The organism is Fodinicola feengrottensis (genome assembly GCF_039530045.1).
Lineage (GTDB): Bacteria > Actinomycetota > Actinomycetes > Mycobacteriales > HKI-0501 > Fodinicola > Fodinicola feengrottensis.
On record NZ_BAAANY010000029.1, the window covers coordinates 12,040 to 36,634 of the forward strand.

Below are 24,595 nucleotides of genomic sequence, written 5' to 3' on the forward strand. Positions count from 1 at the left end.
ACCCAAGGAAAGGTGACAACATTCCGAACACTGTACGAACAAAGGACCGAATGACCAACGGACGGCTTCGGCTCTCGGTGGCGGCCAGAAAACGGCTCGCCAGCCGACCGTTCCAGCCGCTCAAACCGCTGCGGGACGGCGTCGAAGGCATCATCGATTAAGTAAGAATGCCGGTCAACACCTTGATAGCCACGTCGACATCGTCGTCGCTGACATCGAGGTGGGTGACCAGCCGGACCCGCCGCTCGTCCATCGCGGACACCAGCACGCCGGCCTCGGCGGCGGCTCGCGCCACCGTGGCGGCATCTGGCCGCGGCGCCGGCAGGTTGATCATCACCAGATTCGTCTGCACCTGGGCCGGGTCGACCAGGCCGTAGGGCACCAGGGCATCGGCCAGCCGACGAGCCCGGGCATGGTCTTGGGCCAGCCTCTCCAGATTGTTCTTCAGCGCATAGCGGCCGGCCGCGGCCAACACGCCGGCCTGCCGCATCGCGCCGCCCATCCGGCCACGCAGCACCCGAGCCCGGCCCATCCGGTCCGCCGTACTGATCAGCAGCGACCCGACCGGAGCGCCCAGCCCCTTGGACAGGCAGACCGACACCGTGTCGAACAGCTGCCCGTACGCGTGCAGCGGCACCCCGGAAGCGACATGGGCGTTCCAGATCCGGGCGCCATCGCAGTGCACCGCGATGCCGGCGTCGTCGGCGACCCGGCGCAGCCCGCGCAGGGCCGCCAGCGGCTGGACACGACCGCCGCCCCGGTTGTGGGTGTTCTCCACCTGCAGGACGCGGGTCCCGACGGTGTGCCAGTCCCCCTCGCGTACCTGCGCCTCGTACGCGGCCGGGTCACAGATGCCGTCGGCCGTCACAATCGTGCGGCTGGTGATGCCGAAGAACGCGGCCGACCCGCCGCGCTCGTACGCGAGCAGATGCGCGCCAATGTCGCAGAGCACCTCGTCGCCGGGCGCCGCGTGCAGCGCGACCCCGATCTGGTTGCCCATCGTGCCGGTCGGCACGAACAGCGCCGCCTCGTGCCCGAACAGCGCGGCCGCCTCGGCCTCCAGCGCGTTGATCTCGGGATCCTCGCCATACACATCGTCGCCGACGTCCGCCGCCGCCATCGCGGCCCGCATGGCCTGACTCGGCTTGGTCACGGTGTCGCTGCGCAGATCCACGGTCACGAGATCCCACCCTACGTCCCCGCGTACGGGAATAGGCCGAGCTCACCAGTTAGTTGAAAGTTAAACTAACTATGGAGGCGAACGATGGACAAGATGCCGGCGCTCTATCTCGGTCACGGCGCGCCGCCGCTGGTCGACAACGAGCGGTGGGTCGGTCAGCTGGCCGACTGGGCCGCCGACCTGCCGCGACCGAAAGCGGTGTTGATGGTGTCCGCCCACTGGGAGAACGCGCCAGTCACCCTGAGCGCCACCCGAACCGTGCCGCTGGTCTACGATTTCTGGGGATTTCCGGCCCGATACTACGAAACTCGCTACCCTGCCCCGGGCGCCCCGGACCTCGCGGCGAAGGTCGGGAAGCTGGTCCGTACGCCCGTCCAGGCGGACGAGGACCGCGGCCTGGACCACGGCGCGTACGTCCCCCTGACCGTCATGTACCCGGATGCCGACATCCCCGTCCTGCAGATGTCGATGCCCACCCTGGACCCGGCCGGGCTGATGGACCTCGGCCGCCAGCTCGCCCCGCTGCGCGACGAAGGCGTCCTCATCGTCGGCAGCGGCTTCCTCACCCACAACCTGAGCTGCGTGCACTTCGACCAAGGCCCGGACTACGCCCCGCCGGCGTGGTCGAGGGAATTCGACGCCTGGGCCGATGAGCGGCTCGCCGGCGGCGATATCGACAACCTGTTGGACTTCGCCCACAAGGCACCCGCGCCGACCCTCGCGCATCCGCGTACCGAACACCTGGCGCCGCTTTTCGTGGCACTGGGCGCCGCCGGCGGCGGCACACCGGCGGTCACCATCGACGGCTTCTGGTACGGCCTGTCCAAGCGGTCGGTGCAGTTCGGGTAGAGCACTCGAGCAGAATGACCGGATGTCTGTCGAACTGCGAGCGATGACCCCGGCGGAGTACGAGAAGTTCGCGACCCAGGTCATCGAGGACTATGCCGCGCAGAAGGTGCTGTCCGGCGAGGCGCATCCGGAGGCCGCGGTCGGGTATGCCCGCGAGGAGACCGAAAAACTACTGCCGGACGGGATCCGTACGGCGGACATGCTGCTCCTGACCGGGTACGCCGACAACCAGCCGATCGGAGCGCTCTGGCTGGCGCTGCCGTCGCCGCAGCGTACGCAGGCCTGGATCTTCATGTTGCTGGTCGACGAGACTCAGCGCGGTCGCGGTTACGGCCGCGCGATCATGGTCGCGGCCGAGGACGTGCTCACCGCTCGTGGCATCCACGAACTCGGCCTCAACGTCTTCGGCCACAACACGGTGGCCCGCCGGCTGTACGAGGACCTCGGATACCAGGTCACCGCCCAACAGATGGCCAAGCGGCTCGGCTAGCCGCGGAGCATTTCGGCTAGCAGGAAGCCCAACTCCAGAGACTGCTGGGTGTTCAGCCGCGGGTCGCAGGCGGTCTCGTACCGGCCGGCGAGGTCCGCATCGCTGATGTCCTGAGCGCCGCCGAGGCACTCGGTAACGTCCTCGCCGGTCAGCTCGACGTGGATGCCTCCCGGGTACGTACCCAGCGTGCGGTGCACCTCGAAGAAGCCGAGCACCTCGTCGACGATCCGGTCGAAGTGCCGGGTCTTGAAGCCACTGGCCGACTCGAACGTGTTGCCGTGCATGGGATCGCACGCCCACACCACCTGGTGGCCGGTCGCCGCGACCTTTTCCACCACTGGCGGCAGGGTGTGCCGAACCTTGTCGTTGCCCATCCGGCTGATGAACGTGAGCCGGCCCGGAATCCGCTCCGGGTCGAGCCGCTCCACCAGCTCGACAGCGACCTCCGGAGTGGTCGTCGGTCCGAGCTTGACACCGATCGGGTTGGCGATCCGGGACACGAAGTCGATGTGCGCGCCGTCCAGCTGCCGGGTCCGCTCCCCCACCCACACCATGTGCGCGGACAGGTCGTACAGCTGGCCGTCCTCCGGCCTGGTCAGCGCGTCCTCGTAGTCCAGGATCAGCGCCTCGTGCGAGCAGTAAAGATCGACCTGCCGCAGCGCTTCGTCATCGACCCCGCAGGCTCGCATGAAAGCCAGCGCGCGGTCGATCTCCCGGGCGATCGCCTCGTACCGCTCGCCGGCCGCCGAATGCTTCACGAACGTGTTGTTCCAGTCGTGCACGGTCGTCAGGTCGGCGAGGCCTGCGCGTGCGTACGCTCGGATCATGTTCATCGCGGCGGCCGAGTTCGCGTACGCCCGGACCATCCGGTTCGGGTCCGGGATCCGGGCCGCCTCGGACGCCTCCAGCGAGTTGATCATGTCGCCGCGGTAGCTGAACAGACCGAGCGCGTCCCGGTCGGTCGAGCGCGGTTTGGCGTACTGGCCAGCGACCCGACCCACCTTCACCACCGGCACGCTGGCGCCGTACGTGAGCACCACGGCCATCCCGAGCAGGGTGCGGGTCAGTGAGCGCAGGTGCGGCTCGGTGTTGTCGTCGAACGTCTCCGCGCAATCGCCGCCCTGCAACAGAAATGCCTTGCCGGTCGCCACCGCCGCGAGCTTCTCCCGGAGCGCGTCCACCTCGTACGGGGCGACGATCGGCGGCACCGTCGAGAGCGTCCGATGCACCTCCGCCAACGCCGCCGGATCGGGCCAACTGGGCTGCTGCGCGGCGGGCCGCCGCCGCCAGGTGTCTCGCGCGGAAATCAGGTCGTCGGCTACCGGGACAGTCTGTGGCGTACTGGTCACGGCCATCAGAATACGGCTACCCCCGATTTTCGATTAACGGGTCGCCCCTGGTCCCACCGGCTGACACTTGGTCGCTGTTGATCTTGCCTTCGGCGAGGCTGTCCGGGCCGCATCGTTGCCGCTGTTGATCATGGAGTCCTTCCCAACATGCGGGACCGCGACACCTCAGCAGTCACGTCAGCCCCACCGACAACAGGCCCATGGTCGAGTGCGGGACAAAACCCCACACTCGGCGTCGAGTGTGGGGTTTTGTCCCGCACTCGACGAAAATCCAGCCCGGACCCGCACCAGCCACCGCACTCCTCGCTGCACAATCGGATTCCGATTGTGCAGCCCTACACCAGGTGCGGCGCAAAACTGTCGTACCCTCTCCGAAAAATCACCCCCACCCAGTGACGGGGTGGGGGGCGGGTTTGAGGACCAATGTTCAACTAAAAAATAAGGTCTGCCTCTCAACCCACCCCCCGCCCGTTCAAAGGGAGGGGGAAAGAAAAACAGACACGTACGACAGTTTCGCGCCGCACCAGGTCCAAACCCGGAAATCAGCCGAAGAAAACTTCAGCCTCGGCGTAGCGCTCCGGCGGGACGGTCTTCAGTTCGGCGGTTGCTTCCTCGATCGGCACTCGGACGATCGCGGTGCCGTGCAGGGCGACCATTTTGCCGAAGTCCTTGTCGTTGACGGCGTCGATCGCGTGCAGGCCGAACCGGGTGGCCAGCACCCGGTCGAAGGCGGTGGGGGTGCCGCCGCGCTGGACGTGGCCGAGGACGACCGCGCGGGACTCCTTGCCGGTACGGGTCTCGATTTCGGCGGCGAGCCAGGTGCCGATGCCGCCGAACTGGACGTGACCGAAGGCGTCCTTCTTGTCGTTGCGCAGCTGCTCGGCGCCGCCGGAGGGCATCGCCCCCTCGGCGACCACGATGATCGGTGCGTAGTGGCTCTCGAAGCGGTGTTCGACGTGCTTGACGACCTGCTCGATGTCGAAAGGCCGCTCCGGCACCAAGATCACGTTCGCGCCACCGGACAGGCCGGAATGCAGCGCGATCCAGCCGGCATGGCGACCCATGACCTCGACGACCAGCGCGCGGTGGTGCGACTCGGCGGTGGTGTGCAGCCGGTCGATCGCCTCGCTGGCGATGGTCACCGCGGTGTCGAAACCGAAGGTGTAGTCGGTGGCGTTCAGGTCGTTGTCGATCGTCTTGGGCACACCGACCACCGGGATGCCCTCGTCGGTCAGCTTCTTCGCCACCCCGAGGGTGTCCTCGCCGCCGATCGCGATCAGCGCGTCGACGCCGAGGGCGGCCAGGTTCTTGCGGATCGCGTCGACGCCACCCTCGATCTTGTACGGGTTCGTACGAGAAGAGCCCAGGATCGTGCCGCCGCGCGGCAGGATGCCCCGCACCTGGTCGATGCCGAGCGGGCCGCTGACGCCCTCGACCGGCCCCCGCCAGCCGTCCCGGAATCCGACGAACTCGTGCCCGTACACCGCCACGCCCTTGCGGACCACGGCCCGGATCACCGCGTTGAGGCCGGGGCAGTCTCCGCCGCCGGTGAGTACGCCGATGCGCATAAGTCTGAGGCCCTTCGTACTGAGTAATTCAGTTCAGCATCCGTCGAGGCTTACCGTAGCGTTCCTATGCGGAACCGATCCAGAGACGTCCGCCACGATGCTCCTCCATCGTCCGCCACCGGGCGAGGTTGTGCTTGGCGTCGGTCAGCGCGTCGTGCCGGGCGCCGCCGGCCTCCGGGAGCGCGGGGTTGTCCAGGTCGTCCCAGCGTTGCCGCAGATCCTTGGTGAAACGCGGGATCCGCCGCGGCAGCGAACGCATGTCGCCCCACAGCTGCGCGAGCGCCACATGGTCGTACGCGGCGTACCAAGCCCACAGCTCGAGCTGGCCGTCGGTCGCGGACAGGTATTTCCAGAATTCGTCCCGAATTCGCTCCCGCGACTGCCACACCGGGTCGGACGGCGACGGCAGCTGGTTCAGCACGTTCCGGCGCACCCACGGGATCGCGTCATCGGGGTTGAATTCGGTCGATACGGCGTAGAACTCCTCGCCGTTCTCGTCCACCGCACCGATCGACACCAACTCGATGGTCTTACCGTCATCCAGGAACTCGGTGTCGTAGAAGACCCGTCGAACCCCGCTCATAGAGCAACTCTCGCAGCCATGCACTCACCGTAACGACCCCGCTGTCGCTCCTCCCGCCCACCCTCGCGAACTCGACGTCTTCGCTGATGTCGACAGCGGAAGTCCTATGAGGACTCGGTGTCCAGGCCGGTCTCGATGGCATAGCGAACGAGCTCGGCGCGGTTGTGCACCTGCAGCTTGCCCATCGCGTTCTGAACGTGGTTTTGGACCGTACGGTGGGAAAGTACGAGTCGGGTGGCGACCTGTTTAGCGGTCATGCCCTTCGCGATCAGCCGCAGGACCTCCAGCTCACGCTCGGTCAGCTCGGGCCGCTCCGGCTTGGCCGGTTCGGTCGCCAGCCGCCGGTATTCGCCCAGCAGCAGGCCGGCCAGGCCCGGCGTGAAGCTGGCCTGGCCGGCGGCCGTCCGCCGGACGGCTTCGTAGAGCTCCTCCGCACGGGCCGATTTCAACAGGTATCCGAGCGCGCCGGCCTTCACCGCGTCCAGCACGTCCTGTTGCTCGCCGCTGGCCGAGAGCACCAGGATTTTGGTGTCCGGCAAGGCTTCCCGAATCGCCCGGGTGGCCTCCACGCCGGACACCGTGGGCAGTTGCAGGTCCATCAGCACCACGTCCGGCCGGGTGGCCAGTGCCCGGCGGATCGCCTCATCGCCGTCTGCCGCGGTGGCCACCACCGAGAACCCGGCGGCCTGCAGGTCGCGCTCGACCGCGTCCGTCCACAGTGGATGGTCGTCGACCACCATCACGGTGACCACCTCACTCGCGTGGGACACGCAGCTCGACCTCCGTCCCTTGGCCTGGCGCCGAAACTATCTCGACCGTACCGCCCAGCTGAGTGACCCGGCCGCGAATCGACTGCGCGACGCCCAGCCGGCCATCCCGGAGCGCCCTTTCGAGCCGGCCCGCAGCGATGCCGGGACCGTCATCTCGTACGGTCACGATCACCTCGAAACCCAGATCCTCGATCAGCAGCCATGCCGGCGCCTGCTCCCCGACATGTTCGCGGACGTTGTCCAGCGCCGCCGCCACGGCCGCGACGACCTGTTCGGCGACCGCGGCCGGCAACCTCACCGGCGCGGCCGGCGCGGCGAGGTGGATCGCCGACGACCACATCAGCTCGACCAGCAGCTCCTTCAGGTCCGCGGTCCCGGAGGCCGGTTCGGCCACTGGCCGCGACTGTACGAGCTTGCGCAACGCGCTCTCCTGCTCACCAGCGAGCCGGCCAAGGTCCGCCAGCTCACCGCCATATTGCTCGCCTTTTCGGCTCATCAAAGCCAAAACCTGCAGGACCCCGTCGTGCACCTCGCGGGCCAGCCGTTCCCGCTCGGCGGTGGCCGCCTGCAGCCGTACGCCCTCGGCGAAGGCCTGCTCGGCTTCCCGGACCAAGCCCACCGCGTAGCCGACGACCCCGGCCGCCAGCAGGTAGAGGACGGTGGCCTCCAGCGTGCCCGGCGTCGGATCGCCGCGGATCAGGATGTTCGGCAGCAGGTTGACGCCGACCACGATCACGCCGGCGAGCGCACCGTCCGACAACGCCCAGGACAGCCCCGCGCAACCGACCCACAGGCCCGCGAGCGGCTGGGAATGTTCGTACGGGAACTGCCAACCGGCCGCCGGTACGGACATCAGCGTCACCACTATCGCGACCACCAGATCGCCGCTCGCGATGGTCCGCCGGGAGCCGCGCCGGTTCGTCAACGCGGCCGCGACCACCGTCCAGCCGGTCATGATCAGCAATCCGCTGAGCACCCAGCCGCCGGTCACCGCGCCGGTGACCAGCGACGCCCCGCTGATCGCCGCCGGGATCAGCGCGAGAACGCGAAAAGCCGCCACCGCGCGCCACAGCGAGGCTTCCAGTTCACCGGGCCGGCGCGAGCGCAGGGCCGGTCGTACGCTCCGGACCAGCCGGCCGGTTGTCCACTGTGGACGGTCAGGGGCCCTTGGGGACACGAAGCTCGACCTCCGTCCCCTCCCCTGGCGCGGACACCACCGACACCGAGCCACCCAGATCCCGGATCCGGCCACGAATGGACTGCTCGACGCCGAGCCGGCCGCCGGCGACCGCCTGCTCCAACCGGCCGGCGGGGATGCCCGGGCCGTCGTCCCGGACAGTCACCACAACCTCGTCGCCGGTGTCCTCTACCAGCAGCCAAGCGGGCGCATCGGCGCCTACGTGCTTGCGTACGTTGTCCAGCGCCGCCCGGACAGCGTCGGCGATCTCCGCGGCCGTACGAGCCGGCACCGGCACGGCTCCGGCCGGGGTGGACAGCGTGACCGTACGCGCCGAGGCCACGTCCGCGAGCGCCTCACGCAGGTCCCGTTCCCCGCTCGCGGTGTCCAGGTCGGCGGGACCGGACACGATGAGCGCCCGCAACGCCGCTTCCTGCTCGCCGGCCAGCACACCCAGCTGGCCGGCATCCCCGCCGAGCTGATCGCCGCGCCGGCTGACCAGCGCGAGGACCTGCAGCACGCCGTCGTGAATGTGCCGGGCGAGCCGTTCACGCTCGGCGGTAGCCGCCTGCAGCCGTACCGCGTCGGCCAACGCCTGCTCGGCCCGCCGGACCAGCCGGCCGGCGTACCCGACCACTACCCCAGCCAGGTATGCCAGCACGACGTTGTCGGCCACCGCGCCTGGTGCCCAGCCGTGCAGCACGATGTTCAGCGCGCTGATGACCGTCGCCGCCACGATGCCGGACCGGACGCCGCCGGCCAGCGCCCACGACAGGATCGCGGACGCCACCCAGATGCCCGGGACGGTGCCGGCGCCGCTGCCGTGCAGCTGCTGCCAGCCGACCGCCGGGATCGACAGGAGCAACGCGCCACCCGCGATCGCCATGTCCGCGGCCAGCATCCACCACCGTGGCCGGCGTCCCCAGGTCAAAACCACGGCCACCGCGGTCCAGGCGGTCATCGCGGCGAGTACGCCGATCACCCACGGCAGCGAGGCCGGTTCGGAGCGGTTGCCCAGCGGCGTGGTGTTGATCGCGACCGCCAGCACCAGCGTGATCACCCGGTAGACGGTGACCGCCCGCCACAGCGACAGCTCCAGGCCCAGCGGATGCACCGAGCGGTCGGCGAGCCCGGACGGAACGATCCGCCGCAGCGTGCTCACGCCGCCGCCGTCACCGGGGTTTTCTCCTCGGTGGCGGCGGCCGCCGACTCCTTCTCCAGCAGGGCCTTGGCCTTGGAGCCGTACATGTCCACATACGGCTGACCGGACATCGACATGATCTCGTACATGATCTCGTCGGTCACCGACCGCGCGACCAGCCGGTCGCGCTCCATGCCCGCGTAGCGGCTGAAGTCCAGCGGCTTCCCGATCCGGATCCGGACCCGCATGATCTTGAGCATCTTGGCGCCCAGCGGCTGGATCTGGTTGGTGTTCAGCAGCGCGCACGGCACCACTGGCGCACCCGACTCCAGCACCAGCCGGGCCACCCCGGTCTTGCCGCGGTAGAGCCGCCCGTCCGGCGACCGGGTGCCCTCCGGGTAGATGCCGACCAGGTCGCCGTCTTTCAGCAGCCCCTTGAGCGTCTCGAGGGTGGCCTTCGCGGCCGAGCCGGACCCGCGGTCGATCGGGATCTGCCCAGCCGCGGTGAAGAACAGCTTGCTCAGGAAGCCCTTGAAGCCAGGGGCGGTGAAATATTCCGCTTTGGCGGGAAAAGTCACCTTCCGCGACACCACCAGCGGCAGGAACAACGAGTCCACGAACGACAGGTGGTTGCTGGCCAGAATCGCCGACCCGTCCGCTGGCACGTTCTCCAGCCCCTCCACCTGGGGCCGGAACAGCAGCCGAAGCAGCGGACCCAGCAGGATGTGCTTGCAGAGCCAGTAGAACAACTCGCGTCCCGCCCTTCCGCCACGCTGAAGGCCTAGAGCCTACGGACGCGACCGCCATTGAACAACGCGCACCGCCGCAATAACTGTTCGTACACCCCCCAGCCTCGCCAGTGGCCAGTTTCTCTCAAACCCAGCCCCGCGCCAGCTCTTCCCGCACCGAAGTGGGCCAACCTCCCTCAAACCCAACCCCGTGCCGCACCTCAGCACCGAAGTGGCCCAGCTTCCCTAAAAACCCAACCCCGCGCCCCTCCCCTCAGCACTGAAGTGCGCCAACCTCTCTCAAACCGAACCCCGCGCCGCACCCCAGCACTGAAGTGGGCAACTTCTCTCAAACCCAGCCCCGCGCCGCACCTCAGCACTGAAGTGGGCAACTTCTCTCAAACCCAGCCCCGCGCCCGCGCCCATCGGCCGCCAGGCCGATGTGTCGCCCCTGCGACGGTCGACACTCGTAGCCGTAGTCGAGCGCGCCGCGCCGAAGGCACCAGAAGACACAGAGTTACTGGATCGTTGGCAGTAGTGGCTCGGCAGGCCCGCCCCGGTTTTTGGGGCGGGCCTGCCGAGCCACTGGTAGCCGAGGATTCCGGTCCCCAGCGCCCACCGCCCCTAACCAGGCCGGTCAACGGCCTTCCGGTGAGTACGAGCGACACCCCACCCAACGGCACCCGACACTCAACGCCGGCCCGACTCGACGGGACGGACTCCGGGCAGGATTCACCAAGCCACCCACCACCCCCGCAGCCATCTCCGTCCAGTCGGCGCCCGCAAGGTCCCAGCCCCCGCAGCCGCGCGGCATCCACTCGTACGCCCGCCGGAAGTGTCCCGCTACGACCAATTAGCCTGTTCTGTGCAGGGATTCCTATCCGGTCGGTGGATACGGAACTGTTCGCCGAACCGGTTGGCGACGTGTCACGATAGTTCCCACGAGCGGCTGGGAAAGGGGTGGTTCTGGTGTCGGTGTTGCCCGGGGCTGAGCCTTTCGTGCTCGAGCCGGACGGGCCGGGCGACGCCCTCGCGGGGGTGGTGTTGTGCCATGGCTTCACCGGCAGCCCGCAGAGCATGCGGCCCTGGGGCGAGGCGCTCGCGACGGCCGGTTTCCCGGTCCGCTGCCCGCGGCTGCCCGGCCACGGCACCCGCTGGCAGGACCTGAACGCGACTCGCTGGGAAGACTGGTACGGGGAGCTGGAGCGCGCGTTCGACGCGATGCTGGACCGCTTCGCGGTGGTCGTGGTGATGGGCCTGTCGATGGGCGGCACGCTGACCATCCGGCTGGCCGAGCAGCGGCCCACCGAGGTGGCCGGGATCGTGCTGGTCAACCCGTCGCTGACCACGCTGCGCAAGGACGCGAAGTTCCTCCCGGTGCTGTCCCAGGTGGTCGGCTCGGTGGCCGGGATCGGCAGCGACATCAAGAAACCCGGGGTCAAGGAGCTGGCGTACGCCCGGACTCCGTTGCGAGCCGCGAACTCGCTCTCGCACCTGTGGCGGCTGGCCCGTACCGAGTTGCCCAAGGTCACCTCGCCGGTGCTGCTCTACCGCAGCCAGATCGACCACGTCGTGGAAAGCGTGAATTCACAGCTCCTGCTGGACGGCGTCCGCTCGGAGAACGTCACCGAGGTGGTGCTGAAGGACAGTTATCACGTCGCGACCCTGGACAACGACGCCGAGACGATTTTCGCCGGCAGCGCCGAGTTCACCCGCAAGCTCGGCACTGAGTTCGCCGGGGCCTCCTCGTGAGCCCGGCCGGCGCCGGTGGCTCCCGCGGCCGTCGCGACAACGGGCTCGACGCGGCGAAGTTCACCCCGGCCGCCGACGTGGACCCGCGGGTCGGCGAGCACCTGCTGGATGTTCTGGGCCTCGCCGGCATCGCCGCCTACCTGGCGCCCAGCTCCGACCTGCACCCGATCACTCGTACGACCACGCTGCCGTCCCGACCGACCGACCGGCTCTGGGTCGACGAGCGGCACGTGGAGGAGGCCCGGGCGCTGATCGGCCGGCTGGACCTGGACAACGTGCCGGACCCACTACCGGCCGAGGCCGCCCCGCCGGCCACCGGCCAGTCGCCCGCCGCCGGCAGCGGCGGCGCGGTCCGCTCCAGCGGCGGCAATCTGGACGTCGAGGCCGCGTGGGCGCAGATCGTGGCCGGCTGGGACGACACCGCTGAGCAGTCCGGGTCGGCTCAGGCCGCGGCCGCCGAGCCCGAAGCGGCTCCGGTCTTGGAGAAACCGGAGCCTGAGCCGCCGAAGCCAGCCAAGCCCGCCCCGATCATCGGCCTGGACGTGGCGTTCGACCCGTCCCAGCTGATCCGCGACCCGGACGGCGAGGACACCTATGTGCCGCCGGTCCCGCCGCCACTGCCGAAACTGACCAAATACACCGCGCTCGCGCTCGGCCTGGTCGCGGTCGGCCTGGTGCTCTTCTTCTGGCCCACCATCCTGCCGATCAACCAGACGCTGGTCGTCCTGCTCGGCCTCGCCGGCGTGGTGACCGGCTTCGCGATCGGCATCTGGCGGATGCGCGACCGCGACGACGAGGACCCCTTCGACGACGGCGCGAAGGTCTGAGCGACGACCGTTTCTCAATCGAGACAGATCGTTTGCCAAGGTGTTACCTGTCCGCATGGCGGGAGTCGTCTGGTACGAGGATGCTTTCCTGCGGAGGTGACCAGCTATGCGTACGACCGGGTTCGTCCCGCGTACCAAGCAAGCTCACATGACGGCATCCATCGATCTGACCAGCGCACCCACCAGGACCGCCCCGCCGCACACCCGCGAGGCCGAGGTTTTCGTGCTGTGGTGCACCCTCACCCGTACCGACTCCACCGAGTTCGACGCGGACGACCGGTCGGCGTTCTACGCCCGGCCGCAGATGTCCGCGCTGTGCTCCACTCCCGACTCCGTGCTCAACGACGCCGCGATGTACGCCCGCAAGGGGCGGTCGCTGCCGCTGGAGCGCTGGCTGGCCGCCGTCCAGGTGGTCCGGCCGGCCGCGAAGGCGCACTGACCCGTACGTGTGACGCAGTCGTTGTGCGAGCCGTCACGATGCGTTTCTGAACCGATCCAGGTATCGTGGTCCCTGTCAGCGAGAACCAGCCTTCAGCAGGGAGGACAGCCAGCCATGATGCCCCCGATCACGTTCAGCGCCAACTACCCCACCCGCCGGCGGACCACCCGCCCGACGCCGAACACCGCAACTATCGGCCGCCGGATCCGGCGCATCTTCGCCCGCTAGATCTCACCGAGGCCGCGATGTCGCATCGCGTGCGCGATGAGTCGTCGCGGTCTACCGGAGGGCCAGCTCAGCCAGGATCGGCAGATGGTCGCTGGCCCGGCGCGACAGCGGTGTGTCGATCACCTGATAGTCGGACACCGTGACCAGCGGATCCACCCATAGGTAGTCGAGCCGCTGGTGCGGGTAGACGGTCGAGTACGTCTTCGCCTCACCTTGCTCCGCGACAGTCGCGACATCGCGCCACCTGGCCCCGAAAATCCGACTCACCGGCCCGCCGGGGACCTCGTTGAGGTCGCCGCCCAGCAGCATCGGCACCTCCGCCGGAATGTGCTCGCTCAACAACCTGGCCTGGGTTTCCCGCTCTTCGTCCCACAGGCTCAGGTGCGTCCCCACCGCGAGGAACTGCCGCTCACGTACGGACAACCGCGCGATCGCCGCGCCCCGTTGGTGCTTGCCTTTTTGCAGCGGCAGCAGGAATTCGCGGGTCTCGTGCACCTTGGCGGCCAGCGAGGACAAGATCACGTTACCGCCGGTGTGTCCACCGCCGCACACGTAGACGAGCCCGCTGCGGCGGGCCAGATCAGCCGCCCGGGCCCGCCACCGGAACAGCAGCGTCGACTCCTGGACGAAAACCACGTGCGGCCGCGCCTCGCGAATAACCGCGGTCAGCGCGGCGTAATCGTCACGCATGCCGCGAACGTTGTACGACATGACTCGTACAACAACGGGAGTCACCCCTCGACCCGCTTCTTCAACTCCTTGAGAGCGGTGTCCATGATGACCTTTTCGGCCTTGCGCTTGAACATGCCGAGCATCGGGATGGTCAGGTCGACAGCCAGGCTGTAGGTCACCTCGGTGCCACCGTCCGTCGCCGCGAAAGCGTACGAGCCGACCTGGCTTTTCTGCGTCTCACCACGGACCAGGTGCCAGTCGACCCGGTCATCCGCGTACGAGTATTCGAGCACGTAGGTGTCCTTGAAAACACCCGCGTCCAACACGAATTCGACCTGTTGCGCCCTGCCGTCGTCGTAGCGCGAGAGCACCTTGACGCTCTTGGTTGCCTTGACCCATTCCGGGTAGGCCTCGAAATCACTGACGACCGCGGCCACCTGCGCCGGCGGTGCCTGCACGACCAGCGACTGGGTTGACGACTCTGCCATATCGAAAGAGGTTATCCGACCGGGCCGCGTACGCGAACGCCGCGCTCTCCATCCGCCATGCCCACCCCACGTAACCCACGCCCCGCTCGGCTACTCAGCGTCGCCGGTTACCAGGTGAGGGCGTAGGGAAGCTGGGTTTCCCGGAAGTGGCCGACGTTGACGCATTCGGTACGCCCGATCCGCATCCGCTGCTGCAGCGGCTGGTGGACGTGACCGAACAGGGCCACCCGCGGCTGATGCTCGCGGATCGCCGCCAGCAGCGCCTCGCTGCCCTTCTCAAAGCGGCGGGCCACCGTGTCGTAGCAGAGCTCCGGCGCCGCCGGCGGGATGTGGCTGCAGAGCACGTCCACCGGCCCGAGCGCCTCGACCTTGGCCGTGTAGTCGTCTTCGGGCATCAAGTACGGATAGCTGCTGCGCCCGCCGCCGATCCCGCCGCCGACGAACCCGACCCGGATGCCGTCGATCTCCGCGACGCCGCCGTCGACCACCTGCACGCCTTCGGGCAGGTAGTCCGACCAGAACTCCGGCGCGTCGACGTTGCCGTACGTACACCAGGCCGGTGTCGGCATCGCGGCGAAAACCGCCTCGTAGTTGGCCCGGATCGCCTCCGCCAACAGCTCCTTCGGATCCAGGTCCCGAGCGGCCGCGACCTCGGCGAGCAGGGTGCGGCTGAAGGCGCGCGCCTCCTCGAACCGCCGGGCGGTGCGCAGCTCGATCCACCGAGCGGTGCCCTCGGCGCCGTACAGCTTGCCCATGATCCCGCCGGCCGGATTCCGGTAGTCCACGGCGTCCAGCAGATCACCCAGCACGAACACGGCGTCCGCCCCGTCACCGGCCTTGGCCAGCGCGGCAGCGTTCCCGTGCACATCCGACACCACGTGCACGCGCATGATCGCCAGCCTACGACGCGCGAACCCGATCAGGTCAGCGGACCGCTGACTCCCCCGGCCGGCGCCCGGCCTCGACGCTGTCCTTCAGCTCCCACAACACCCTTTTGGCATATTTCGCCCGTCGCTGCAGCTCCCGTACGGCCGCCCGCGGCGACACCTGGACGGCCTCGGTCGGCGCGTTCGGCCGGGTCGGGTCGCAGCGTAGGTACGTGTGCACCAGGACGCCGTCGCGGTACGCCTGCAGCCAGATCTCCGTCGACCCCACCAGCGCGCCGCTGGCCGTCCACCGCAGCCCCTCGACGCCTCGGTCCGCCTGCACCTGCAACCGCAGGTCAGGCCACAGCCGAGCGGTGAACGCGGGTTGCCGGATCCGCGCCTCGACCAGCGCCGGAGCGGCCGCGATGAAGGTCTCCTCCACCAGATCCACCTGTGGCATACCGGACACCGTACTCATGGCGGCACTGCCTGCCGCGAGGGTAGGTTCGGCGTTACCGGGCGGTAGCCTGCCGGAAACGCTCCGCAGAACCCTGGCACCTCAGGAGGTACGAGACCCGTGTCCGAAGTGACCGTCCCACCCGCCGGGGCCGTGCCGGCCGACGCCAATCTCGCCGATCTGGCCTGGGACAACGTTGCCCAGTACCCCACCGACGTGCTGCTCTCCCGGCAGGTCGACGGCAAGTGGGTGGACGTGACCGCCGCCCAGTTCGGCGAGGATGTCGCGGCGGCCGCGAAGGGGCTGATCGGCGCCGGCGTACGCCCCGGCGACCGGGTCGGCGTGATGAGCCACACCAGGTACGAGTGGACGCTGCTGGACTTCGCCATCTGGACCGCCGGCGCGGTGACCGTCCCGGTCTATGAGACCTCCTCCGCCGAACAGGTCGAGTGGGTGCTGGGCAACTCCGAAGCGGTCGCGGTGGTCGTCGAGGACGCGGCGCTGCAGAAGACCGTCGAGTCCGTACGCGCCAACCTGCCCACGCTCGCGAACCTGTGGCAGCTGGAAGACGGCGCGATCGACAAGCTCGGCGAGCTTGGCGCGGACGTGCCGGACGGCACGCTCGACGAGCGGCGGCACACCGCCGGCCCGGACGACCTCGCGACCATCGTCTACACGTCCGGCACCACCGGCCGGCCCAAGGGCTGCCAGCTCACCCATCGCAACCTCTACTCGAACGTGCTGGCCACCGCGGCGACCCTGAGCCACGTCTTCTCGCCCGGCCAGTCCACCCTGCTTTTCCTTCCGCTGGCCCATGTTTTCGGCCGGATCATCCAATGTGGATCGATCTACAGCCGAGTCCGGCTCGGCCACCTGCCCAACGTCTCGGACCTGCCGACCGCCTTCGCCGAGTTCTCCCCGGACTTCATCCTCGCGGTGCCCCGGGTCTTCGAGAAGATCTACACCGGCGCGCAGCAGAAGGCCCGCACCGAGGGCAAGGGCGGGATCTTCGACCGCGCCGAGAGGGCCGCCATCGCGTACAGCCAAGCGCTGGACACCGGCCGCATCCCGGTCACTCTCAAAGCCGAGCACGCACTCTTCGACCGGCTCGTGTACGCCCGGCTGCGGGAAGCACTCGGCGGCAGCTGCCGAGCCGTGTTGTCCGGCAGCGCCCCGCTCGGCGAGCGGCTCGGGCACTTCTTCCGCGGCATCGGGGTGCCGGTCTTCGAGGGGTACGGGCTGACCGAGACCTCACCGGTGGCCACCGTGAACACGCTTGGCCAGACCCGGATCGGCAGCGTCGGCCGGCCCATCCCGGGCACTACCGTACGGATCGCCGAAGACACCGAGATCCTCATCAAGGGCGAGCAGATTTTCGCCGGTTACTGGAAAAATCCAGAAGCAACCGCGGAGGCGATCGACTCGGACGGCTGGTTCCACACCGGTGACCTGGGCGCGTTGGACGCCGATGGCTACCTGTCGATCACCGGCCGCAAGAAAGAGCTGATCGTCACCGCCGGCGGCAAGAACGTCGCACCGGCCGTGCTGGAGGATCGCGTACGCGCGCATGGGCTGATCAGCCAATGCATGGTGGTCGGCGACAAAATGCCTTTCGTGGCCGCGCTTGTCACCATCGACGAGGACGCTTTCGGCCCCTGGAAGGAAAAAGCCGGCAAGCCGGCGGACGCCACGGTGACCGACCTGCTCGACGACCAGGACCTGCTGGCCGAGGTGCAGACCGCGATCGACGACGCCAACAAGGCGGTGTCGCGGGCCGAGTCGATCCGCAAGTTCCGGATCATGCCGGCCGACTTCACCGAAGAGTCCGGCGAGCTGACTCCCACTCTCAAGCTCCGCCGCTCGATCGTCGCCACCGCCCGCGCCGCCGACATCTCCGCGCTCTACTCCTGAGCTCCACTCACCTGTGAATGGCAGGCCGTTGGGGCAGAGCCGGCCGCGAAAGAGTGCGGAAAATCATAATGAAGCCGTACGTTTCGCCTATGCCGGGCGACACGCACGATGACCGCTCACAACGTTTTCAGCGACATGCCATATGGTGCCGGTCTACAGTCAACAAGCGATCACCACCGCGACCAACCAGCGAGGGAAGCGTGCCCGGACAGCAGCGGGAAGCGTCGGCCGACTACGCGCAGGCGACCCGGCTGCTCACTCAGCTGCGTACGGTGGCCCGCCAGCTCCCCGGCACGCTGGATCCGGGCAGCATCGCCGAGCGGTTGCTGGACGAGATCCGCGCGGTCGCACCGGCCGACCGATCCGCGGTCCTGATCGGCAGCGGCGGCGGCCGACTGGTCGTTTTGGCGCAGACCGGCATGGCCGGCACACCGCGCGCCGACTGGGAAACCTCGCTCGCCAAGGACGCCCCGATCGCCGAGGCCTGGCTGTCGCAGCAGCCGCAGACCTCCGGCAGCTCGGTCACCCGTACTCCCGTCAAAGGCGCCGTGACGTCGATGGTGCTGCCGCTGGTCACTGGCGTACGCACCGTCGGTCTGGTGGTCGCCGAAGCCGATCGCGCCCGGGCTTTCGACTCGTCGATGGTGTCCGCCGCGGCCACCGTCGCGGCTTCTTCGGTGCTGCGACTGGAAACCGCACTGCTCTTCGACGACGTACGCAGCCTGGCCACCACCGAGGAACGGCAGCGCCTCGCCCGGGAAATCCACGACGGCGTGGCACAGGAGCTGGTGATGGTCGGCTACGGCATCGACAACGCGCTCGCGCTGCTGCCGGACGAACCCACGCAGGCGACCACCATGCTCAGCTCGCTGCGCGACGAGGTCACCCGGGTGATCACCGAGCTGCGGCTGAGCCTTTTCGAGCTGCGCAGCGACGTCGACCCGCATGGCGGGCTGGCGGCCGCGATCGCCGAATACGCCCGAACGATGGGGGCCGCCGGCGGGATGCGCGTACACCTCTCCCTCGACGAAGGCGGCGCCCGGCTGCCGGCCGCGGTCGAGGGCGAACTTCTGCGTATTGCCCAGGAAGCGATCACCAACGCACGTAAACACGCGCGCGCTCGCAACCTGTGGGTGAGCTGTGAAATCGATCCACCGTACGTGAAGCTTCAAGTAAGCGATGATGGTCGTGGCGTCGGCGCGGAAGCCCGCGAAGACAGCTTCGGAATGAGCATCATGGCTGAGCGGGCCCAGCGGATCCGGGCCCGGTTGGAGGTGGGACCGCGCAAACCGGCCGGGACAACCGTCTCGGCAGTGCTCGGATCCCGGCCGCGAGGCGGTAGCGTCTCGGCACCGAAGGAGGCGTAGGGCAAGCATGACAACCGATGAGAACACCGTGACCACCGTGCTACTCGTCGATGACCATGAGCTGATCCGGCAGGGTTTGCGGCACGCGTTCGAGCGCGACCCCCAGTTCCGGGTCGTCGGCGAGGCTGGCTCCGTCGCCGAGGCGCTCTCGCAGGCTGATGAGACTCGGCCTGACGTGGTCATCATGGACCTGCGGCTGCCCGACGGAAGCGGCCTGGACGCCACCCGCAAGCTCCGGTCGGCGATGCCGGCCGTCGGCATCGTGGTGCTGACCATGTACGCCGGCGACGAGCAGCTGTTCGGTGCGCTGGAGGCGGGCGCGAGCGCGTTCGTACCCAAGAACGCCCCGTCCGACGAGGTCGTCGCGGCCGCCCGGCACGCCGCCTCGGCGCCCACCGCGTTCACCGCCTCCGACCTCGCCGAGGCGATGAAGCGCCGACTGGCCCCCACCGGCCCGCAGCTGTCGCCGCGCGAGGGGCAGGTCCTGCAGCTGCTCGCGGACGGCATGAGCGTGGCCGGCATCGCCAAACACCTCTACGTCAGCGAGTCCACAGCCAAGACGCACATTTCCAAGCTGTACGAGAAACTTGGCGCCGGCAACCGCGCCCAAGCCCTCATGACAGCCCTGCGCCTCGGCCTCCTGGAGGCCCCCAACGCTCCACGCTTCTGAGGTCACCGCCTTCGTAGGCAGCCACCCCGGCTGCCCGCGCGGCTCTTCCCGCTGCTGCACAATCGGATTCCGATTGTGCAGGTCTACCTAGGGTGCGGCGCGAAACTGTCGTACCGACGTGAAATTTTGAGCCCCCGCCCTTTCAGAAGGGTGGGGGGTGGGTGGCGGGTTTCATTACGTAAGCAAACGCGCGCGCGAGATAAGCGCGCTCAGTCGCCGTGGAGCAAGGTGGTCATCCGGGCGGCGAGGGTGTCCCAGCGCCACTCGGCTTCCACCCACGCGCGGCCTGCCGCGCCCAGGTCGGCGGCGAGCGTACGGTCGGTGAGCAGGGCGGTCACCTTCTCGGCGACCGAGGCCACCGACCGGCCGTCGACCACGTAGCCGGTGATCCCGTCCTGGACGGCTTCCGGCGCTCCGCCGGACCGGCCGGCCACGACTGGGAGGCCGCACGCGGAGGCCTCCAAATAGACGATGCCGAGCCCTTCGACGTTGAGCCCGCCAAGGCGCGTACGGCATGGCATCGCGAAAACGTCACCGGCGGCGAAATACTCCGGCAGCGCCGCATCCTCGACAGCGCCAGCGAAAAAGACATCGCGATCGGCGAGCCGTCGCAGTCGCCGCTCGTCGGCCCCGCCGGAAACCAGCAGCAATGCCACGTCCGGCACCTCGCGACGGATGAGCGGCAACGCCTTGATCAGCACGTCCTGTCCCTTGCGCCGCACCAGTCTCGACACGCAGACAATCACCGGCCGGTCCCCGAGCCCGTACAGTTCCCGCACCGACTTCCCGGAAACCGACGGCTGGAAAACCTCAGGGTCAACACCGGGCGGCAGCCGTACGAGCCGACTGCCCGCCATCGCTGTTTCCAAGGCGCCGAAGGTGAAATCGCCGAGAAAGGTCACGGCGTCGCAGGCAGCCGCGATCCGTTTCAACAACGGCCGCGCGACCGGCGACCACGCGGCCTCATGGCCGTGCGTTTGCGCGACGATCCAGGTGATCCCTGCGGCCCGCAGTTTTGGTGCCATAAGTGCCAAAGGAAGGGCCGCGCCAAACCAGACAGTGTCACATTCGTACCGGCCGGCCACAGCGATCACGTCGCGCGTCAACGCAGCTGTCGGCAGCGCGACGGATCGCCGCCGGATCACCGGAAAGGGTTGCGCGGCATCAAAATCCCGGTCGCCGTCCTGTCGCGGCGCCAGCACCACCAGCGATCCGGGCGGTTGCCGGCGGGCCAGCGCGTGGACGAACGTCTGGATTCCCCCTACCTGGGGCGGAAAGTCGTTCGTGACGAGCAGGGTCGTCACGAGGCCAGGCCGGGCGGTGGCGGCACGTCGTGCCGGCGGGCCCAGTCGCGGGCATGCGCGATCCGCTCCGGAATGCTCGGGTGAGTGCCGAAAAGCAGCACGTCCCACCGGCTCGGACTCAGGCTGGCGAGGTTCCTCACCGCCAAAGACCGTTGCATGGCAACGAAATTCACCGGATCGCCGGTACGCTCCAGCGCGTGCTCGTCGGCCCGCGCCTCCACCCGCCGGGAACTGACCGTCTCAAACGGCAGCATGACCACCCCACCTACCGCGGCCAGCGCCAGCATCAGCGCCACCGCGGCCGGATCGGCGACCGTGCTCACCCCAGCGATCCCCAGCAGCCACCGCACGTGCAGCGCGAGGAAGAGCGCGCAAGCCGCCACCGCCGCGCCGGCGACGCCGAGCAACACTCCCCGACGCACGTCCCGGTTCGCCGCGTGGCCGAGCTCGTGCGCCACCACCAACTCGGCCTGCACCTGCGCCGCCGGATCGTCCAGCAGCGTGTCGAAAAGAACGATCCGGCGGCTTGCGCCAAAGCCCGACACATAGGCGTTGACGCCGGTCGTACGCCTGGACGCATCAGCCACCAGGACCGTACGCACCGGCACCTCGTCCAGCGCCGCCAGCTCGAACAGCCGGTCCCGCAGCGGGCCCTCCTGCAGCGGCTTGAACCGCATGAACAGCGGCTCGAACACGAAGGGTTGCAGGAAGGCCATCAGCGCGAGCAGCAGCGCCGCGCCCGCACCGGCCGGCACCCACCACCACTGCGGCAGCGACCAGATCAGGGCGTAGAGGGCGAGCAACGCCAACTCCCCCAGCACGATGCTGAGCAGCCAACCCTTCACGGTGTCGGACAGCCACAATCCCCACGATCGCCGGGACAGCCCGAAGCTGCGCCGCAGGATCTCCCGTCGTACGCCGATGGGCATCACGATGAGGTCGATGAGCAACGTCAACAGCGGCACGGCGACCACCAGCCGGGCCAGCAGGCTGCCTCCGAACGGATCGGCCACCGTCCGAATCAGCCAGCCGCCCAGCGGCGTGAACCCGAGCACGATCGGCACGGCCAGCCCAAGAGCGGTGCTCACGTAGCCTAGTGGCTTCATCGCCGACACATAGCGGCCTGACAACGCGCGCTCCTCGGCCGTGAAGTCGAGGTCCGGATCCGGCTTCGACCGGCCGCCGGCCGGCACCGGCACGGCCCGCCACGGCACCGTCCGCGCGCTGTAAACCGCCATCACCACGACCAACGCCACCAGCACCAGTGCCGCAAGCCCCACCGACATCGCCATCTCCCCATTCTGCCCTTCCCCGGACTCGACGTTTTCGCCGGTGACGAGGGGGAAAACGTCAGGTTCGCGGTGGGGTCAGTTGCGCTCGTACGTACGACTGCCAAGCGGCGACGAACTGCGGCGTGGTCATGCCGAGCACCTCGCGTAGCCCGGTGGCGGTCGCGGTGTCCGGGTCGGTGCCGGCCTCGCTCACCATCCGGTAGAAGCGGATCAGTCCGGCTTGGCCGGCGCGGGCCGCGATCAGCCGGCACGCCAGCCACGCTTTCTGGTACGTGCTGGCCAGCCGCGGGTTGCTGCCGTCGAAATCCGACTGCAGCGGCAAGTCGCCAAGGGGACGCCCGGCAGCGAGATCAGCGGCCAGCTCGCGGGCCACCGACCGGGCGGACAGCCCAGTCGACAGATAGCCGACATAGTCCGCGAACCCCTCGGCCAGCCACAGCGGGGTCGACTGGCTGGTGGTCCGCCGAGCCGCCACGTGGGTGATCTCGTGGGTCAGCAGTACGTCCGCGCCGAATCGGCTCAGCGTCCGAAAAGCTGGCGGGTTGATGACCACCCGGGTGCCGGTCGGCGGGCCGCCCGCGCCGGTCGTCTCCGCGGTGGTCATCGCGGCGATCTGGGTCAGGTCAGAACCAGAGCTGGTCAGCTGGGCGACCATCGACGGCTCCGGGACGATGATCACCACCTCATGCGTCCATCCAGTCGACCAGACGGCGGCTACTCGACGGACCGCCCGCTGCGCGGCGGCCAGGCATTGAGCGGCCAACGCCCGCTGGTCCGGCGCGTAGACCACGGCCACATTTTCCGAGGTCAGCGTGTCGATCGGCGCGAGATCCCACAGGCCACGAGTGGTCCGCTGGTCGGTGCTGTCCAGGTCCGAATCGGCCGCCAGATACCACCGCGTGCCGCGCTGCACGAAGGTCAGATACTGCACCTCGACGCTGGGCACCAGATCGAAGCCGGTCAGCGCGGACGTGAACTGGACCAGCCCGACGTACGTGTGCGCCGCCCCGTAGTGGGCCGCCGCGGCGGCCGGCAACCGCAGCCGCTGACTGGAGTCCAGCACGTACGACAGCGTGCTGAACGGCAGCTTCCCGAGGTTGTCGTAGAGCCGCTCCTGGGTGGCCCGGAAGGCGGTCGAGGCCGGATCTATGCCGGCCAGGAACGCGGCCTTGCTGCGCCTTGTCAGGGCGACGCCGCGGCTGGTCAGGATGCCCTGCATCTGTGCGTACGCCTGCGCCGAATACGACGGCTCGACGCTCGCGGACGACTCGTCGACCGGCGCGCTCAGCCGGGCGACCAGGAATCCGATGCCAAGCGCGAGCTGGACCGCGATCACCACTGAAGCCACTTGGAGCAGCCAGCGCGGTGGCCGCCAGGGCACCTTCGGGGAAGTCGTCAGGACGGGCGCACCGCCCCGATCACGCCGCCACCGGCTCTCGCCATGGGTACGCGGCGTACGACATCGCCAGCCTGCGGTGCGTGCACGACATACCCGTCGCCGGCGTAGATCGCGATGTGATGCGGGTAGTAGACCAGGTCACCCGGTCGCAGGTCGGACAGCGCCACGTGCGGGAATGCGTTGTACTGCCCGCTGGCGGAGTGCGGCATCGAGACGCCCGCGGCCCGCCAGGACGCCAGCGTCAGCCCCGAGCAGTCGAAGCTGTCCGGTCCGTCCGCGGCCCACTGATACGGGCTTCCCATATGCGCATACGCGTAGGTGAGCGCGATCCGAGCGGCGCCGGTGGCTGGCCCGTCGTACACCTCCGGGTAGATGTCGGCGGTCCGACCGGCATCCGGGTAGTACGTGTCGCGCAGGTGCTGCCAGCGGGCCAGGTCCGTCTGGATCGCCTGCTGCTGCGTGGCCATCGCGTGCATGCCCCGATTCTGCGCGCTGACCGCCGCCAGCAGTGCGGCCTGTTGTGCGGTCAGGGTCCGGCGTACGGCCAGCAGCTGGTTCAGGCCGGCCCGGCGCTGCCGGTTCAGCACCTGCAAGGTGGCCAACTCCGCCAGCAGTTCGTCCGGCGAACCGCTGGTCAACAGCGTCGTCATGGTCCCCACCCCGGCGCCACGGTAGACGGTGGCGGCGAACTGGCCGACCCGCTCGGTCTCGACGGCCAGCCGCGGCTGCAGCGCGGCCATCGACCGGGTCAGTCGCAGGCGGGAGTTCTGCGCCGCGGTCATCGCGTCGCGGGCCTGGTTGTACTGCTCAGTGGCGGTCTGCATCTGGGCCTGCAAGGTCCCGATGGCCAGCTCGACCTGCCGGAGGGTGGGCGCCGGATCGGCGCGGACCGGGGCGGCCGCCAGCACGACAGCCGCACCGACCAGGAAGGCCAGCACACCGGCTCCGTGCCTGCTTTCCTTAAAGCACAGTTTTTCCTTGGACCGCAGAGGACTCATGAGCGCCGTTGCTCCTTCTTCACCTCTTGGGGAAGGCGCCTGAAAGTATGCCCGAACCGGCCAACCGCGGCAAAGCCGACACGGCCCTTT

General features: G+C 68.8%; 24 protein-coding genes. 8 read left to right on the forward strand and 16 right to left on the reverse strand.

The genetic code is table 11. The annotated features are described in order from the left end of the window. Positions 1–157 precede the first annotated feature (157 nt). On the reverse strand, positions 158–1,180 hold the full coding sequence (locus ABD301_RS30405; RefSeq protein ID WP_163572922.1) for a threonine aldolase family protein: 1,023 nt from the start codon (positions 1,178–1,180) through the stop codon (positions 158–160). Between the two features lie 84 nt (positions 1,181–1,264). On the opposite strand from ABD301_RS30405, the gene ABD301_RS30410 reads away from it, so the two are divergent. Beyond that, positions 1,265–2,029: a dioxygenase family protein gene (locus ABD301_RS30410; RefSeq protein WP_344313729.1), complete on the forward strand. Its 765-nt coding sequence runs from the start codon at positions 1,265–1,267 to the stop codon at positions 2,027–2,029. A 22-nt stretch (positions 2,030–2,051) separates the two neighbouring features. After that, the gene (locus ABD301_RS30415) at positions 2,052–2,519 is read left to right on the forward strand and encodes a GNAT family N-acetyltransferase (protein ID WP_163572921.1); all 468 of its coding nucleotides are present in this window, start codon (positions 2,052–2,054) and stop codon (positions 2,517–2,519) included. Here ABD301_RS30415 and ABD301_RS30420 read toward each other — a convergent pair. The 7 genes from ABD301_RS30420 to ABD301_RS30450 form a co-directional block, all read right to left on the reverse strand. Continuing rightward, on the reverse strand, positions 2,516–3,868 hold the full coding sequence (locus ABD301_RS30420) for a class II 3-deoxy-7-phosphoheptulonate synthase (RefSeq protein WP_344313730.1): 1,353 nt from the start codon (positions 3,866–3,868) through the stop codon (positions 2,516–2,518). The genes ABD301_RS30415 and ABD301_RS30420 overlap by 4 nt on opposite strands. A 542-nt stretch (positions 3,869–4,410) precedes the next feature. Further along, complete coding sequence (locus ABD301_RS30425) at positions 4,411–5,436, reverse strand: 6-phosphofructokinase (RefSeq protein WP_163572920.1); 1,026 nt, start codon at positions 5,434–5,436, stop codon at positions 4,411–4,413. Positions 5,437–5,500: 64 nt separating this feature from the next. Further along, positions 5,501–6,019 carry a polyadenylate-specific 3'-exoribonuclease AS gene (locus tag ABD301_RS30430; protein WP_163572919.1) on the reverse strand — a complete coding sequence of 173 codons (519 nt, stop codon included), beginning with the start codon at positions 6,017–6,019 and terminating at the stop codon, positions 5,501–5,503. Positions 6,020–6,123: 104 nt separating this feature from the next. Then, the gene (locus tag ABD301_RS30435; RefSeq protein WP_163572940.1) at positions 6,124–6,759 is read right to left on the reverse strand and encodes a response regulator; all 636 of its coding nucleotides are present in this window, start codon (positions 6,757–6,759) and stop codon (positions 6,124–6,126) included. Positions 6,760–6,772: 13 nt separating this feature from the next. Next, complete coding sequence (macS, locus tag ABD301_RS30440) at positions 6,773–7,966, reverse strand: MacS family sensor histidine kinase (RefSeq protein WP_344313731.1); 1,194 nt, start codon at positions 7,964–7,966, stop codon at positions 6,773–6,775. Then, complete coding sequence (macS, locus tag ABD301_RS30445) at positions 7,947–9,128, reverse strand: MacS family sensor histidine kinase (protein ID WP_344313732.1); 1,182 nt, start codon at positions 9,126–9,128, stop codon at positions 7,947–7,949. The genes macS (ABD301_RS30440) and macS (ABD301_RS30445) overlap by 20 nt, the downstream gene beginning before the upstream one ends. Next, positions 9,125–9,856 carry a lysophospholipid acyltransferase family protein gene (locus ABD301_RS30450; protein WP_163572915.1) on the reverse strand — a complete coding sequence of 244 codons (732 nt, stop codon included), beginning with the start codon at positions 9,854–9,856 and terminating at the stop codon, positions 9,125–9,127. Before ABD301_RS30450 ends, macS (ABD301_RS30445) begins: the two co-directional genes overlap by 4 nt. Before the next feature lie 948 nt (positions 9,857–10,804). Between ABD301_RS30450 and ABD301_RS30455 the strand changes: the two genes are divergently transcribed. The 3 genes from ABD301_RS30455 (at position 10,805) to ABD301_RS30465 (ending at position 12,853) form a co-directional block, all read left to right on the forward strand. Beyond that, on the forward strand, positions 10,805–11,587 hold the full coding sequence (locus tag ABD301_RS30455; RefSeq protein ID WP_163572914.1) for an alpha/beta hydrolase: 783 nt from the start codon (positions 10,805–10,807) through the stop codon (positions 11,585–11,587). Next, positions 11,584–12,414, forward strand: coding sequence for a hypothetical protein (locus ABD301_RS30460; RefSeq protein ID WP_344313733.1), 831 nt, complete (start codon positions 11,584–11,586; stop codon positions 12,412–12,414). Before ABD301_RS30455 ends, ABD301_RS30460 begins: the two co-directional genes overlap by 4 nt. Before the next feature lie 106 nt (positions 12,415–12,520). Then, a complete protein-coding gene (locus tag ABD301_RS30465) occupies positions 12,521–12,853 on the forward strand; it encodes a hypothetical protein (RefSeq protein WP_344313734.1) in 333 nt (110 codons plus the stop codon). A gap of 279 nt (positions 12,854–13,132) precedes the next feature. Here the strand turns inward: ABD301_RS30465 and ABD301_RS30470 are convergent, their stop codons facing one another. From ABD301_RS30470 to ABD301_RS30485, 4 genes are all read right to left on the reverse strand, one after another. Continuing rightward, positions 13,133–13,792: an endonuclease/exonuclease/phosphatase family protein gene (locus ABD301_RS30470; RefSeq protein ID WP_344313796.1), complete on the reverse strand. Its 660-nt coding sequence runs from the start codon at positions 13,790–13,792 to the stop codon at positions 13,133–13,135. 20 nt (positions 13,793–13,812) lie between these two features. Beyond that, positions 13,813–14,241, reverse strand: coding sequence for an SRPBCC family protein (locus tag ABD301_RS30475; protein ID WP_344313735.1), 429 nt, complete (start codon positions 14,239–14,241; stop codon positions 13,813–13,815). A 107-nt stretch (positions 14,242–14,348) separates the two neighbouring features. Continuing rightward, on the reverse strand, positions 14,349–15,131 hold the full coding sequence (locus tag ABD301_RS30480) for a metallophosphoesterase family protein (protein ID WP_344313737.1): 783 nt from the start codon (positions 15,129–15,131) through the stop codon (positions 14,349–14,351). 34 nt (positions 15,132–15,165) lie between these two features. Further along, a complete protein-coding gene (locus ABD301_RS30485) occupies positions 15,166–15,567 on the reverse strand; it encodes a polyketide cyclase / dehydrase and lipid transport (protein WP_344313738.1) in 402 nt (133 codons plus the stop codon). A 117-nt stretch (positions 15,568–15,684) separates the two neighbouring features. Between ABD301_RS30485 and ABD301_RS30490 the strand changes: the two genes are divergently transcribed. The 3 genes from ABD301_RS30490 (at position 15,685) to ABD301_RS30500 (ending at position 19,512) form a co-directional block, all read left to right on the forward strand. Next, a complete protein-coding gene (locus tag ABD301_RS30490; protein ID WP_344313739.1) occupies positions 15,685–17,475 on the forward strand; it encodes an AMP-dependent synthetase/ligase in 1,791 nt (596 codons plus the stop codon). 200 nt (positions 17,476–17,675) lie between these two features. After that, positions 17,676–18,842: a sensor histidine kinase gene (locus tag ABD301_RS30495; protein ID WP_344313741.1), complete on the forward strand. Its 1,167-nt coding sequence runs from the start codon at positions 17,676–17,678 to the stop codon at positions 18,840–18,842. Positions 18,843–18,849: 7 nt separating this feature from the next. Beyond that, a complete protein-coding gene (locus ABD301_RS30500) occupies positions 18,850–19,512 on the forward strand; it encodes a response regulator (protein WP_163572939.1) in 663 nt (220 codons plus the stop codon). A gap of 209 nt (positions 19,513–19,721) precedes the next feature. Here the strand turns inward: ABD301_RS30500 and ABD301_RS30505 are convergent, their stop codons facing one another. The 4 genes from ABD301_RS30505 to ABD301_RS30520 form a co-directional block, all read right to left on the reverse strand. Then, positions 19,722–20,816 carry a glycosyltransferase family 4 protein gene (locus ABD301_RS30505; protein WP_344313742.1) on the reverse strand — a complete coding sequence of 365 codons (1,095 nt, stop codon included), beginning with the start codon at positions 20,814–20,816 and terminating at the stop codon, positions 19,722–19,724. Next, positions 20,813–22,102, reverse strand: coding sequence for a M48 family metalloprotease (locus tag ABD301_RS30510; protein WP_344313743.1), 1,290 nt, complete (start codon positions 22,100–22,102; stop codon positions 20,813–20,815). Before ABD301_RS30510 ends, ABD301_RS30505 begins: the two co-directional genes overlap by 4 nt. A 64-nt stretch (positions 22,103–22,166) precedes the next feature. Beyond that, complete coding sequence (locus tag ABD301_RS30515; RefSeq protein ID WP_344313744.1) at positions 22,167–23,456, reverse strand: hypothetical protein; 1,290 nt, start codon at positions 23,454–23,456, stop codon at positions 22,167–22,169. A 47-nt stretch (positions 23,457–23,503) separates the two neighbouring features. Then, positions 23,504–24,505 carry a C40 family peptidase gene (locus ABD301_RS30520; RefSeq protein WP_163572904.1) on the reverse strand — a complete coding sequence of 334 codons (1,002 nt, stop codon included), beginning with the start codon at positions 24,503–24,505 and terminating at the stop codon, positions 23,504–23,506. Positions 24,506–24,595: the final 90 nt, after the last annotated feature.